At 25.5% G+C, this 12,320-nt stretch carries 14 protein-coding genes and 1 other RNA gene; 7 read left to right on the top strand and 8 right to left on the bottom strand.

Going from position 1 to position 12,320, the window contains the following annotated elements; translation table 11 throughout:
- Window positions 1-33: 33 nt before the first annotated feature.
- From secG to pncB, 5 genes are all read right to left on the bottom strand, one after another.
- Window positions 34-219 (bottom strand): preprotein translocase subunit SecG, encoded by a 186-nt coding sequence (gene secG, locus BPAA_RS02145; RefSeq protein ID WP_231840105.1) that lies wholly within the window; start codon window positions 217-219, stop codon window positions 34-36.
- A gap of 70 nt (window positions 220-289) precedes the next feature.
- Window positions 290-784, bottom strand: a complete 495-nt coding sequence (locus BPAA_RS02140) for a hypothetical protein (RefSeq protein ID WP_015430028.1) — start codon at window positions 782-784, stop codon at window positions 290-292.
- A complete protein-coding gene (locus tag BPAA_RS02135; protein ID WP_015430027.1) occupies window positions 774-2,027 on the bottom strand; it encodes a sigma 54-interacting transcriptional regulator in 1,254 nt (417 codons plus the stop codon). The genes BPAA_RS02140 and BPAA_RS02135 overlap by 11 nt, the downstream gene beginning before the upstream one ends.
- An 18-nt stretch (window positions 2,028-2,045) precedes the next feature.
- Window positions 2,046-3,374, bottom strand: coding sequence for a tRNA (N6-isopentenyl adenosine(37)-C2)-methylthiotransferase MiaB (gene miaB, locus BPAA_RS02130; RefSeq protein ID WP_015430026.1), 1,329 nt, complete (start codon window positions 3,372-3,374; stop codon window positions 2,046-2,048).
- A gap of 67 nt (window positions 3,375-3,441) precedes the next feature.
- Entirely contained in the window at window positions 3,442-4,614 is a 1,173-nt protein-coding gene (gene pncB / locus BPAA_RS02125; RefSeq protein ID WP_015430025.1) for a nicotinate phosphoribosyltransferase, read from the bottom strand.
- A gap of 164 nt (window positions 4,615-4,778) precedes the next feature.
- Between pncB and rbp the strand changes: the two genes are divergently transcribed.
- The 4 genes from rbp (at window position 4,779) to BPAA_RS02100 (ending at window position 7,028) form a co-directional block, all read left to right on the top strand.
- A complete protein-coding gene (gene rbp, locus BPAA_RS02115; protein WP_015430024.1) occupies window positions 4,779-5,051 on the top strand; it encodes an RNA-binding regulator in 273 nt (90 codons plus the stop codon).
- A 97-nt stretch (window positions 5,052-5,148) separates the two neighbouring features.
- Entirely contained in the window at window positions 5,149-6,033 is an 885-nt protein-coding gene (gene dapA / locus BPAA_RS02110; protein WP_015430023.1) for a 4-hydroxy-tetrahydrodipicolinate synthase, read from the top strand.
- A 13-nt stretch (window positions 6,034-6,046) separates the two neighbouring features.
- A complete protein-coding gene (locus BPAA_RS02105) occupies window positions 6,047-6,556 on the top strand; it encodes a ferritin (protein ID WP_015430022.1) in 510 nt (169 codons plus the stop codon).
- A gap of 157 nt (window positions 6,557-6,713) precedes the next feature.
- Window positions 6,714-7,028, top strand: a complete 315-nt coding sequence (locus BPAA_RS02100) for a hypothetical protein (protein ID WP_015430021.1) — start codon at window positions 6,714-6,716, stop codon at window positions 7,026-7,028.
- 3 nt (window positions 7,029-7,031) lie between these two features.
- On the opposite strand, the gene fsa is transcribed toward BPAA_RS02100, so the two are convergent.
- A complete protein-coding gene (fsa, locus tag BPAA_RS02095) occupies window positions 7,032-7,694 on the bottom strand; it encodes a fructose-6-phosphate aldolase (protein ID WP_015430020.1) in 663 nt (220 codons plus the stop codon).
- 156 nt (window positions 7,695-7,850) lie between these two features.
- Between fsa and lpdA the strand changes: the two genes are divergently transcribed.
- The 3 genes from lpdA to obgE all read left to right on the top strand — a co-directional run bounded on the left by lpdA (window position 7,851) and on the right by obgE (window position 10,969).
- Window positions 7,851-9,248 carry a dihydrolipoyl dehydrogenase gene (gene lpdA, locus BPAA_RS02090; protein ID WP_015430019.1) on the top strand — a complete coding sequence of 466 codons (1,398 nt, stop codon included), beginning with the start codon at window positions 7,851-7,853 and terminating at the stop codon, window positions 9,246-9,248.
- 145 nt (window positions 9,249-9,393) lie between these two features.
- Complete coding sequence (locus tag BPAA_RS02085; RefSeq protein WP_015430018.1) at window positions 9,394-9,978, top strand: adenylate kinase family protein; 585 nt, start codon at window positions 9,394-9,396, stop codon at window positions 9,976-9,978.
- A gap of 4 nt (window positions 9,979-9,982) precedes the next feature.
- Entirely contained in the window at window positions 9,983-10,969 is a 987-nt protein-coding gene (gene obgE / locus BPAA_RS02080; RefSeq protein ID WP_015430017.1) for a GTPase ObgE, read from the top strand.
- Window positions 10,970-10,978: 9 nt separating this feature from the next.
- Here obgE and clpX read toward each other — a convergent pair whose 3' ends face one another.
- Together clpX and ffs are read right to left on the bottom strand one after the other, a co-directional pair.
- Window positions 10,979-12,190, bottom strand: a complete 1,212-nt coding sequence (gene clpX / locus BPAA_RS02075; RefSeq protein WP_015430016.1) for an ATP-dependent Clp protease ATP-binding subunit ClpX — start codon at window positions 12,188-12,190, stop codon at window positions 10,979-10,981.
- A gap of 28 nt (window positions 12,191-12,218) precedes the next feature.
- Window positions 12,219-12,319: signal recognition particle sRNA small type (gene ffs / locus BPAA_RS03115), an RNA gene on the bottom strand.
- Between the last annotated feature and the right edge of the window lies 1 nt (window position 12,320).

Here is a 12,320-nt window from a genome sequence, read left to right as displayed (position 1 = left end):
AATCAGAGTTAAATGTCATTATGACATATTTATTCAATGTTTTGATTTTAGTAAAAAATTGAAGAATAGAATCAAAAAAAATATAATGATGGATAAAATCCAAGTAATATTTTCTAAAAATGTATTGGTTCTTTTAATTCCAAAAAATCTAAAATTTCTTTCCATAAAAGATTGATGAATACTTTCTTTTTTAGGATTTTGTATTAATATAACCAACATAAGTAAAATACATGTTAAAATGATAAAAAAACCAAATATAATTATAAATGACCTGTTTTCCATCTGTCTATTATTGATTTACAAAATCATGATAGGAATCATAAAATATTTTATGATATACTTGAATTGTTAATTTCTCTATAATTTTATCAATAATTTCTTTTGAAAAAAGATTTTTTTTATTTTTGGAAAACACCTCAGATACAACAAAAGTTTTTTCCCAATTGTTTTTTGGTTCAGAATTATCTATACAAGAAATTTTTACTGTCACTTTAATTTTTTTCAAAGGATAATTTTCTAATGGAATAATTGCGTAATTCAGAAATACACCTTCTAAAACAACATCTCCATTTTTTAATACTAAATTGGAAGGATTATGTTTCATTATATAATCTTCAAGACTTTTTTTAAAATCAAAAGAAATAGATCTTCTAGGTATATTAACTTGTTCTGAAATTTTTCCTATCTCTATTGTCTTATTTTCATCAAAAAATGATGAATGATAACAACTAATTATCATGATCAATATAAAAATAAAAACAAAAAAAAATTTTTTATAAGCCATACTGTTTAATTTTTCTGTATAATGTTCTTTCTGAAATTCCTAATTCTTTTGCAGCTTTTTTTCTTTTTCCATTATTTTTTTTTAAAGCTTTTTGAATAAATTCTATTTCTTTTTTTTGTAAAGAAAAAGAAGAAAATTCATTTTTGGTTAAATCTTCTTCTACTTCTTCATAATCTAAATCTGAAGAAGATTTAGATGAATCTTCTAATTGAAAAATAGAATCATCTCTGTTATCAATCATTTTTCCGAAAACTTTTTCCATAAGATGTTGATTTTTTTCAATAAATCTAGTACTGGAATTATTTTTAATCAGTTGAAGAGTAATATCTTTTAAATCATTCAAATTTTTTTTCATATCAAATAAAATTTTGTAAAGAAAATCTTTTTCTCTCTCATGAAAAGACCTTGTTTCTATTACATTATTATTATGATTAGAAAAGGATATCGATGGAATATTTTCTGGTATATATTCTTTTAATTTTTCTATAGAAATTTCACGTTTAGTTTCTACTACAGAAATTTGTTCTATCAAATTTTTTAATTGTCTAATATTACCAGGCCAAGGATAATTTTCCAAATATTTTAAAGATTCTTCAGTCAATGTTATCGAAGGCATATGATATTTTTCTGCAAAATCATTAGAAAATTTTTTGAATAAAAATTTAACATCGTTTTTCCGAAAACGTAAAGGAGGGACATTAATTTGTACTGTATTTAAACGATAATACAAATCTTCTCTAAATTTTCCTTTTTGAATAGACTCTACTATATTCAAATTAGTAGCAGCAACAATACGGATATTAGTCTTTTGAATTTTAGAAGATCCTACTTTAATAAATTCTCCTGATTCTAATATCCTAAGAAGACGAACTTGCGTGGTTAAGGGGAGTTCTCCTACTTCATCTAAAAAAATGGTTCCCCCATTTGCTCCTTCAAAATAACCTTTTCGCATGCTTGTTGCTCCTGTAAAAGACCCCTTTTCATGTCCAAAAAGTTCACTATCAATAGTTCCTTCTGGGATAGCCCCACAATTTACGGCAATATAAGTATAATGTTTTCTAGAAGAATATTGATGAATAATTTTTGGGATAAATTCTTTTCCTACTCCACTTTCTCCAAGAACTAATACTGAAATATCAGTAGGTGCTACTTGTATCGACTTTTCTAAAGCTCTATGTAAAGCATAATCATATCCAATGATTCCAAATTTTTGTTTTATATTTTGGATAGAAATGGATTCCATGTTTTTATTTTTTTTATATCATATGCAAAGTTCCCCTATTAAAGTGGCAGATGTTGTGTCTTTTATTTTTACATGAGCGTAATCTCCTATATTTAGGAATTTTTTAGGAAAAACTACGATCAAATTTTGTGTGTTTCTTCCATACCAATATTGATTATTTTTTTTTGATTCTCCTTCTATTAAAACTTCCTCTACTCTACCTAAATGCTCTTGCATTCTATAAAATGAATGTTTTCTTTGTAAATCGATGATCTCTTGTAATCGTTTTTTTTTTATATGTAGAGGAACATTGTCCTTTAATTTTCTGTAAGCATAAGTTCCAGGTCTAGGAGAATAAGAAAACATGTAACCATAATTATATTTGATTTCATTCATTAAATTTATGGTATCCTGATGATCTTGTTCATTTTCATTACAAAATCCAGTCATAATATCATGAGAAATAGAACATTCAGGGATAATATTTTGAATTTTTTTTACTAAAAAAAGATATTCTTCTCGTGTATATTTTCTATTCATTAACTTTAATATTTTATTACTCCCAGATTGTACAGGTAGATGAATATGTTTACAGATATTTTTATGTTTAGAAATAACTTCTAGTACTTTATTAGACATATCATGAGGATTAGATGTAGAAAATCTAATTCTCATCATCGGGATTTCCTTTGCTAAAAGATCCAAAAGTTTTGAAAAATCTACAATGTTTTTTTCTTCTATCCATAAATAAGAATCTACATTTTGTCCTAAAAGAGTTACTTCTTTATATCCATTTTGATATAAATGTTTACATTCCTTAATAATGGAATCTGGATCACTACTTCTTTCTCTACCTCTGGTAAAAGGAACGATACAAAATGTACACATATTATTGCAACCTCTTGTTATACTTAAAAAGGATGTTATTTTTTTGTTATTTTTTTTTGTTTTTACAAAACTTATATCCGCATAAGTTTCATTTCTTTTCTTAGTATAAGAAAGGTACTGTATTCCCATTATAGAATAATAAATAAAATTAGGAATTTCTCTATAAGAATCTGGGGAAATAAAAAAATCAACCATTTTTTTGGAACAAAAAAATTTTGTAATTTCTTTTGAAAAACATCCTACAACTCCAATCCAGATCTTTTTCTTTTTTTTTAAAAATTTTAATTGTTCTAATCTTTTTTTTAGGGTTAATTCTGCTTTTTCTCGAATAGAACAAGCATTTAATAATATTATATTTGCTTTATCTAAGTTTTCAGATAGAATAAACCCATGATTCATCAAAATAGAAGTGATAATATCACTATCTGAAATGTTCATTTGACAACCATAATTTTCTATATAAAAATTTTTATATTTCATTTTTTAAATATATATAATAAAAATACATAATGTCATTATGTCATACATAATAAAAAAACCATTTTTATTATATATGAAGAATTTTTTTTGCTAAAGAAATCATATTTTTATTTCCTGTAGATTTTTCCTGAACATTGGAAAGTTTTACCACGGATGTCCATTTTTTTTCTGGAATTGCTTTTATCATTTTTATGACGATGTTCATAGAAGGAACTCCTACATCATTAGTAAAATCTGTTCCTATTCCAAAATAAGTATTTATTTGGTTTTTACAAAAAGAAGAAATATAAGCAACTTTACTGGGATCAAGATTATCTGAAAACAGAATTTTTTTTTTGATCGGATTTATTTTAAATTTTTTATAATGTTTGATAGTCTCTTTTGCAAAAGAGAGGGGGTCTCCACTATCATGTCTTACTCCTTGAAAAATACTGGATAGTTTTTTATTAAAGTTTTTGAAAAAAATTGGAGAAGTATATGTATCAGATAAAGCAATTCCTAAATTACTTTGATAAATATTTATCCAATTTTCCATAGCTATGCGGTCTGCTATATTAAATCCATATTTTGCAGCATGAAACATAATCCATTCGTGTCCTTGAGTTCCTATTGGTTTGATTGAAAAAATATGAGAAAGATGAACATTACTACTTCCTATGAAAAAAGGTTCTCCTTCTTCTTTTAATGTTTCTAAAACTAATTTATGCACTTTATAAGAATATCTTCTTCTTGTTCCGAATTCTCCAATTTTAACTTGTAATTTTTTATATTTTTTTAATTTTTCTTTTGTCATATCCGTAATTTTTTTTTCTGATATACTTTGAGATCCTGTTAACTTATAATATAATTCAGATATAATGGACATTATAGGAACTTCCCATAATATAGTTCTACTCCATAATCCTTCTATATGCATTTTTATGTTTTCTCCTTTTTGAAAAATATTTACTTCTTTTGGATTATATTGATATTTGTTTAAAAAATCTAAGTAAGAAGAATCTAGATAAGGACAATATTTTTCTAAATAAACTCTTTCTTCATTCGAAAGTTTTAAATAAGCCATTTTATTTAGATTTTCCCTTAGAATTTTGTCAAAATTTTTAGGAAAAGAGTGTTGTCCTCTATTGATAAATTCATATTTTGCCTTTACTAATGGAAATAGTTTAATTACAGCATTTTGCATTGTAAATTTATAAAAATCATTGTCCAATAATGATGATACAATAGAAAAATTATTCATTAAATATATTCTTTGATTTATGATTTTTGATTAAAATCTTTATATAACTTATTTTGTAAATAAAATCAATCATTATTAAAGTTGCATTTAAGTCAAGTAATATATTTTTCTTTTTTAGAAAAAATATTTCTCTAAATTTGCTTTTAAAACAATTTATTTTTAATATGGACAATACGAAACTATACGTAGGCAATTTATCTTATGACATGACAGAACAAGAATTGAAAAAATATTTTGAATCTGTAGGAGAAGTTACTCATGCTAAGATAATTTTTGATGAGTCTACGTCAAATAAAAGAAGTAAAGGATTTGGATTTATAGAAATGTCCAATGAAGAAGATGCCAAACAAGCTATAGAAAAATTGAATGGGACAGAATTTATGGGTAGAAATATTATTGTATCTGCAGCTAGGCCAAGAGCAAAAAAAGACTATTAGTCTTTAATTTCATATTTATGTTGTACGCTTACATCTGTTTTTATTTTACAATAAATTATAATTACATAAAATAATATAAAATGTAGTAAATTAATCTATGAAAAAATTAAATGGAACAGGTGTAGCGTTAGTTACTCCTTTTAAAAAAAATGGAAAGATTGACTTTAATGGACTTGAAAAGTTGGTCAAATATGTTTTGGATAATTATGTTGATTATCTGGTTGCATTGGGAACTACAGCAGAAACAAGTACCTTAAAACAGGAAGAAAAATGGGATGTCATAAAATGTATTCAAAGTGCTAATTATAAAAAACTTCCTTTAATATTAGGACTAGGAGGAAATAACACGGAAGATCTTGTAAATAAAATTAATAGCATAAAAAACTTATCGGATTTTTATGCTATTCTTTCAGTTTCTCCTTATTATAATAATCCTTCTCAAGAAGGAATATATCAACATTTCAAGTCGATTGTAAATCATACAGGAGCAAATATTATTCTCTATAATGTTCCTAAAAGAACAGGATCTAATATTATACCGGATACTGTTTTACGTTTAGCTTTTGATTTCGATAAGATAATAGGAATAAAAGAAGCATCTGGAAATGTTTTACAGTCTTATAGAATTTTGGATCGTAAACCAGAAAATTTTAGTGTAATATCAGGAGATGATTTTATTACTTTACCTATTATATTAGGTGGAGGAGGTGGAGTTATTTCCGTAATTGCTCAAGGTTTTCCTGATAAAATTTCTAATATGATATCCTTGGCAAAAAAGAATGATGTGAAAAAAGCATTTTCTATTTTTTACAAAATTATGAAAATAATAGATCTTCTTTATGAAGAAGGAAACCCTACAGGGATCAAAACTTTTTTAGATGTTATAGGAATATGTAATCCATATGTAAGATTACCATTATTAGTTGGAACTCCATCTTTGAGAAAAAAAATGTTACATTCATTAAATGAAATAAATCAATAATTGAAAAGTAAGTATGCTTAGTGAAAAAATACAAAAAGGATTAACAAAACAACTAAATAGAGAATCAGAATCCTCTCAATTATATTTATATATGGCTTCTTGGATAGAGAGAAAAGGTTATGAAGGAATATGTGAATTTTTATACGATCATTCAAATGAAGAGAGAAACCATATGTTAAAGTTGATCAGATATATTAATAAAAGAGGAGGAAATGTAATTTTAGTAGATGGAGGGGGGTCTATTCTAAATATTACAAATGTATCTCTAAAAGAATTATTTATGAAATTATTTGAGCATGAACAAAAAATTTCTAGGGAAATCAATTTTTTAGTAGAAATTTCTTTACAAGAAAAAGATTATTTTACATATAATTTTTTGCAATGGTATGTTGAAGAACAAATTGAAGAAGAAGCTTTAATTAAAATGATTTTAGATAAAATAGAATTAATAGGAGCAGATAAAGGGGGGTTGTATTTGTTTGATAAAGACATGAAAAGTTTTCATAAAAATAAAAAATGGTAATTCAAAAATTATTTTTATAATATCTATAGAGTTTTTTTTGAAGGATTTTTTCCGATGATACTTGGAAAATTTTCCATATTAATACTGGAAATAAATTGAAGGTTGGTTATACTTAAATAAAAAAAAATTAAAACGATTATAATTTCACTTATTTATTATGAATTTTTTAAGAAATATTAATAAAACTAAGACAAATACGGAAACTATGGATCGTATTTATCTGGAAAAAAAATCTGGAAAAAATATATATGAAACTATATGTATTTTAGAAAAAATAAGTCAAAAAATAAATAATCAAATTAAAGAAGATTTATATACTAAATTAGAAGAATTTAATTTGGTAAATAAAAATAATCTAGAAGAAATTTTTGAGAATAAAGAACAAATTGAATTATCAAAATTATATGAAAAATTTCCAAAACCTACCTCTATTTCTATTCATTATTTATTAGACGGAAAAATTAAAATCTAATTTTTATTTTATTTTACTTTGAAAATCTTGTATAAATTTATTTAATCCTATATCAGTTAATGGGTGATTGAATAGGGAATAAATAACATTTAAAGGAGAAGTAACAGCATGTATTCCAATCTTAGAACATTCTGTAATATGCAAAGAATGACGTATAGAAGCGGCTAATATTTTAGTTCCGAAATGATAGTTTTCATATACACTTTTTATTTTTCGGATTAAATTTAATCCGTTATAAGATATATCATCTAATCTTCCCAAAAATGGAGAAACATAACTAGCTCCAGCTTTAGCGGCAAGGAGAGCTTGTCCTATAGAAAAAACAAGAGTACAATTAGTTTTAATTTTTTTGTTATAAAAATATTTAATAGTTTTGATTCCATTCTTTGTCATGGGGATTTTTACCACAATTCTAGGATGTAAAGAAGCAAGTTTCTCTCCTTCTTGGATCATATTAGTATAACTCGTACTGATAACTTCCGCACTCAAATTTTCGTCGTTTTTTAAACATTCACATATAGATATATAATGTTTATGAATTTCTTTCTGATTGAATACAGATTCTTTTGATATCAAAGATGGATTTGTTGTTACTCCATCTAAAAAACCTAATTTTCTCGCCTCATTAATTTCTTTTAAATTAGCTGTATCTATAAAAAACTTCATAATTACTTACTCTATTACACTACTATCACATAGTATCAATCCGACAAATTTATAATTATTTCACAAATAAAAAGAACTCTTATCGTTTTTTTTTAAAAAACTTTTATTAAATAGAAAAATCTGTAAATTTATTGATGTTTTATTTATATTTTGATTATGCATTTTGATGTTATTATTTTAGGGAGTGGCCCTGGAGGTTATGTAGCTTCCATACGTGCAGCACAACTTGGAATGAAAACAGCTATAGTGGAAAAAGAATCTATGGGAGGTGTTTGCTTAAATTGGGGATGTATTCCTACAAAATCACTTTTGAATAGTGCTAAATTTTTACAATCCATAAAAAAAAATGGAGAATTATTTGGGATAAATAATGAAAATCTAGAAATAGATTATTCTAAAGTTCTTTCTAAAAGTATAAAAATAGTTGATCAAATTAAAAAAGGAGTCTTATTTTTAATGAAAAAAAATGGAATTCATGTTGTTTATGGAAATGCAAAGTTAAAAAAAAGAAAAAAAATAGAAATTATTCAAAAAGAGAAAAGCATAGGAGAGTATTCTGCTTCACATATCATTATTGCTACTGGTGCAATTCCTAAAATTGATATAAAATTTCAATATGATGGAAAAAAAATTATAACATATAGGGAAGCTCTGTCATTATCTTCACTTCCAAAAAGAATCATTATTGTCGGTTCTGGTTCTATAGGATTAGAATTTGCTTATTTTTATCATTCTATGGGTGCAAAAGTAACTATCATAGAAATATGTTCTAGGTTATTTCCTAATGGAGATGATGATATATCTGATTATTTAAAATCTTCTTTTGATAAAATGGGGATTGAAAACTATGTATCTTCTAACATCAATAAAATCACTTATAATCATAAAAGTAATGAAGTCATCGTTGATGTTAAAACATCATTAAAAAATATTGTATTAAAAGCAGATACAATTTTATACGCTATAGGAGTTGTTCCTAATATTCAATGTATTGGATTAAAAGAAGTAGGAATTCAAACAGAAAAAGGCTTTATCGTTGTAGATGAGAATTATCGTACAAACATAGATGGATATTATGCAATTGGAGACGTAATTCCAACTCCTTCTCTAGCTCATGTTGCTTCGCATGAGGCAATCAATTGCATCGAAAAAATAAAAGCTTTGAGTTGTCAAGAGATAGATTATAATAATGTTCCAAAATGTGTTTATTCACTTCCTGAAATAGCTTCAGTTGGTTATACAGAAAAAGAATCTAAGGAAAAAGGATTTCAAATAAAAGTAGGAAAATTTCCTTTTAGTGCTCTAGGTCGGGCTATTTCTGATGAGAATACTGGTGGGTTTGTAAAAGTTATTTTTGATGATAAATATGACGAATGGTTAGGATGTCATATGATAGGAAATCATGTTACAGATTTAATTTCAGAAGTAGTGGTTGCTAGAAAATTGGAAGCAACTAGTTATGAAATTTTGGGAAGTATACATCCTCATCCTTCATTAAGTGAGTCGATTATAGAATCTATAGCCGATGCTTATGGTAAAGCTATTCATTTATAAGACAAAAAAATAAGGAAAATAACACTTCTTCTATATTTCCATATATATAATACTTTTATTGTGTACTTATATAATAATAGTACCCTCACTTTTTTATTATTTTTTGTGTTTTTCTTCGCATGAAATTCATAATTTTTATTGTTTTATGATACATATTATATTGTTTGGACCACCAGGTTGTGGAAAAGGAACTCAAGCTAAAATTATATCAAATAAATTTGGGTTTATACACCTATCTACTGGAATGATATTTAGAGATCATATAACAAAAAAGACTAATCTAGGAAAACTAGCGAGTTGTTATATAAATAAAGGAATATTAGTTCCTGATGAAATTACCACAAACATGTTAAATATAGAAATTCAAAAACATTTTAAAGCTAAAGGAATTATTTATGATGGATATCCTAGAACTAAAAATCAAATTTATTCTTTAGAAGAAGTATTAAACAAATTTTGTTTGGGAAAAATTAATATAATTTTTTATTTTTTTATTCAAAAAAATTTGATAATAAACAGATTATTAAAAAGAGGAAAAATAAGTCATCGTAATGATGATATAGATATTATTACAGTTCAAAGAAGAATAAAAGAATATCATAAAAAAACTTCTTTAATATGGGAGAATTATAAATTGAAAAATAGCATAATAAAATTAAATGCTTCTTTGTCTATAGACAAAATTTCTATTTTCATAGAAAAAAAGATTCTGAATTTGTTATATTCATAAAAATATGAAAAATTGTTTTGTCGATTTTATAAAAATTTACTGCAAAAGTGGAGATGGAGGAATTGGATGTCTTCATTTTTATAGGGATAGACATATAGCCAAAGGGGGGCCTGATGGAGGAACAGGGGGAAAAGGAGGAGATATTATCCTTAAAGGAAATTCTCATATTCATACTTTTTTACATTTAAGATATCATAAACATTGGATAGCTAAGTCTGGTTTTCCGGGAAAAAAAAATAACATAACTGGAAAAAATGGAAAAGATTTATTAATAGAAGTTCCTGTAGGAACTGTAGTAAAAGATGAAAAAAAAAATATTATAATGGAAATTACCAAAAATTCTCAAAAAAAAATTTTATTTGAAGGAGGAAAAGGAGGGAAAGGAAATGCTTTTTTTAAAAATTCTAGAAATCAATCTCCTCATTATGCACAATCTGGAATTAAAACAAAAGGAAATTGGATCTTTTTAGAATTAAAAATTTTAGCAGATGTAGGATTTATAGGGTTTCCTAATACTGGAAAATCTACTTTACTTTCTACAATTACAAAAGCAAAACCTAAAATAGGAAATTTTGCTTTTACGACCAAAACTCCACATATAGGAGTGGTAAAAGTAGATTTTAATTCTTTTTTAGTAGCTGATATTCCTGGAATTATAGAGAAAGCATCTGAAGGGAAAGGATTGGGGCATCATTTTCTAAGACATGTAGAACGAAATTCCGTTTTATTATTTTTAGTTTCTTCAAATACAAAAAATAAAAAAAAAGAATATTTCATTTTGTTAAATGAATTAACAAAGTTTAATTCAAATCTTTTAAAAAAAGAACGTTTATTAGCGATATCTAAATCGGATTTAATAAATAATGAAGAAAAAAAGAAGATAGAAAAAATTTTTTTCAAACTGAAAGAAAACATTATTTTCATTTCTTCTTTTACAAAAGAAGGTCTATCAGAATTGATAAAAAGATTGTGGAAATTAGTCAGAAAATAATTAAGAAAATTAAGAATAAGATAGTTTTTGTTTTACAACATTTTGATCTATATTTAATGTACGGTTAATATTTTCTATATCGTACATATAATCTAAAAATATTTTTTCGCAAAATGTTCGTAACCCTCTAGCTCCTAATCCCAATTGAAAAGTTTTATCTACTATAATATTCAACGCTTCGTCTGTAACGTTTAAGGAAATATGATCCATATCAAATAATTTTTGATATTGTTTGATTAAAGCATTTTTTGGTTCAACTAAAATTTTTTTCAACGTATTTTTGTTTAATGGATTTAAGTAAGTAACAACAGGAAATCTTCCTATAATTTCTGGAATTAATCCAAATTTATTTAAATCTTCGGCAAGAATGTTTTTTAGATAATTTTTTTTTTCTGTATTTTTTGTTTTTTTAGAAATAAAACCTATGGGGGTTGTTTCTATTCTATCAGAGATAATTTTTTCTATTCCATCAAAAGTTCCTCCAGCTATAAATAATATGTTTTCAGTATTGATTCGTATCATTTTTTGATCTGGATGTTTTCTTCCTCCCTGTGGAGGAACATTGATTACGGATCCTTCCAGTATTTTGAGTAACGCTTGTTGTACACCCTCACCAGATACATCTCTAGTAATAGAAGGATTATTACTTTTTCTAGAAATTTTATCTATTTCATCCAAAAAAATGATTCCTTTTTCAGCAGAATCTATATCATAATTTACAGATTGTAATAGTTTAGTTAAAATAGATTCAACGTCTTCTCCTACATATCCTGCTTCAGTTAGAGTCGTAGCATCGGCTATAGCAAAGGGTATTTTTAAAAGTCTTGATATGCTTTTTGCTAGCAAAGTTTTTCCTGTTCCTGTTTTTCCAATCAATAATACATTGGATTTTTCTATTTCTATATTTGTAGAACTTTTATTATTTTTATGTCGTTTTTGAATGCGTTTATAATGATTATAAACAGCTACGGATATGATTTTTTTTGCTTCATTTTGTCCTACAACATATTTATCTAGAAAAGATTTTATTTCTCTTGGTTTTTTTATATCTATAAATTCATTATGATTTTCAGGAGGATTTTTTACTAGAAATTTTTTTTGAATAATGGAATAAATTTTTTCTATACAAAGATTACAAATCTGTCCATTAATTCCCGATATAAGAAAAGTGATATTATTTTGATTTTTTCCACAAAAATTACATTTTATCGAATCTTCCATAAAAATCCATTCTTTTGTTATGATAAGAAAGGAGCAAGCTTGACTACATCACATCGCTACAAACCTAATACCTTTGCTGTGTTCCCACCCTGGAGGATTTATAGGGAGCTGATTGTGTAGGACTTGCTCC

Source organism: Blattabacterium cuenoti BPAA (assembly GCF_000348805.1).
GTDB lineage: Bacteria > Bacteroidota > Bacteroidia > Flavobacteriales > Blattabacteriaceae > Blattabacterium > Blattabacterium cuenoti_B.
Note: the sequence above shows the minus strand (reverse complement) of the source record. Positions and strands in the feature narration are given on the sequence as shown.

What these genes read in the sequence shown, in the direction of transcription:
- secG (WP_231840105.1), bottom strand. Translation starts at nt 219, where the DNA reads ATGTTGGTTATATTAATACAAAATCCTAAAAAAGAAAGTATTCATCAA.
- BPAA_RS02140 (WP_015430028.1), bottom strand. Translation starts at nt 784, where the DNA reads ATGGCTTATAAAAAATTTTTTTTTGTTTTTATTTTTATATTGATCATG.
- BPAA_RS02135 (WP_015430027.1), bottom strand. Translation starts at nt 2,027, where the DNA reads ATGGAATCCATTTCTATCCAAAATATAAAACAAAAATTTGGAATCATT.
- miaB (WP_015430026.1), bottom strand. Translation starts at nt 3,374, where the DNA reads ATGAAATATAAAAATTTTTATATAGAAAATTATGGTTGTCAAATGAAC.
- pncB (WP_015430025.1), bottom strand. Translation starts at nt 4,614, where the DNA reads ATGAATAATTTTTCTATTGTATCATCATTATTGGACAATGATTTTTAT.
- rbp (WP_015430024.1), top strand. Translation starts at nt 4,779, where the DNA reads ATGGACAATACGAAACTATACGTAGGCAATTTATCTTATGACATGACA.
- dapA (WP_015430023.1), top strand. Translation starts at nt 5,149, where the DNA reads ATGAAAAAATTAAATGGAACAGGTGTAGCGTTAGTTACTCCTTTTAAA.
- BPAA_RS02105 (WP_015430022.1), top strand. Translation starts at nt 6,047, where the DNA reads ATGCTTAGTGAAAAAATACAAAAAGGATTAACAAAACAACTAAATAGA.
- BPAA_RS02100 (WP_015430021.1), top strand. Translation starts at nt 6,714, where the DNA reads ATGAATTTTTTAAGAAATATTAATAAAACTAAGACAAATACGGAAACT.
- fsa (WP_015430020.1), bottom strand. Translation starts at nt 7,694, where the DNA reads ATGAAGTTTTTTATAGATACAGCTAATTTAAAAGAAATTAATGAGGCG.
- lpdA (WP_015430019.1), top strand. Translation starts at nt 7,851, where the DNA reads ATGCATTTTGATGTTATTATTTTAGGGAGTGGCCCTGGAGGTTATGTA.
- BPAA_RS02085 (WP_015430018.1), top strand. Translation starts at nt 9,394, where the DNA reads ATGATACATATTATATTGTTTGGACCACCAGGTTGTGGAAAAGGAACT.
- obgE (WP_015430017.1), top strand. Translation starts at nt 9,983, where the DNA reads ATGAAAAATTGTTTTGTCGATTTTATAAAAATTTACTGCAAAAGTGGA.
- clpX (WP_015430016.1), bottom strand. Translation starts at nt 12,190, where the DNA reads ATGGAAGATTCGATAAAATGTAATTTTTGTGGAAAAAATCAAAATAAT.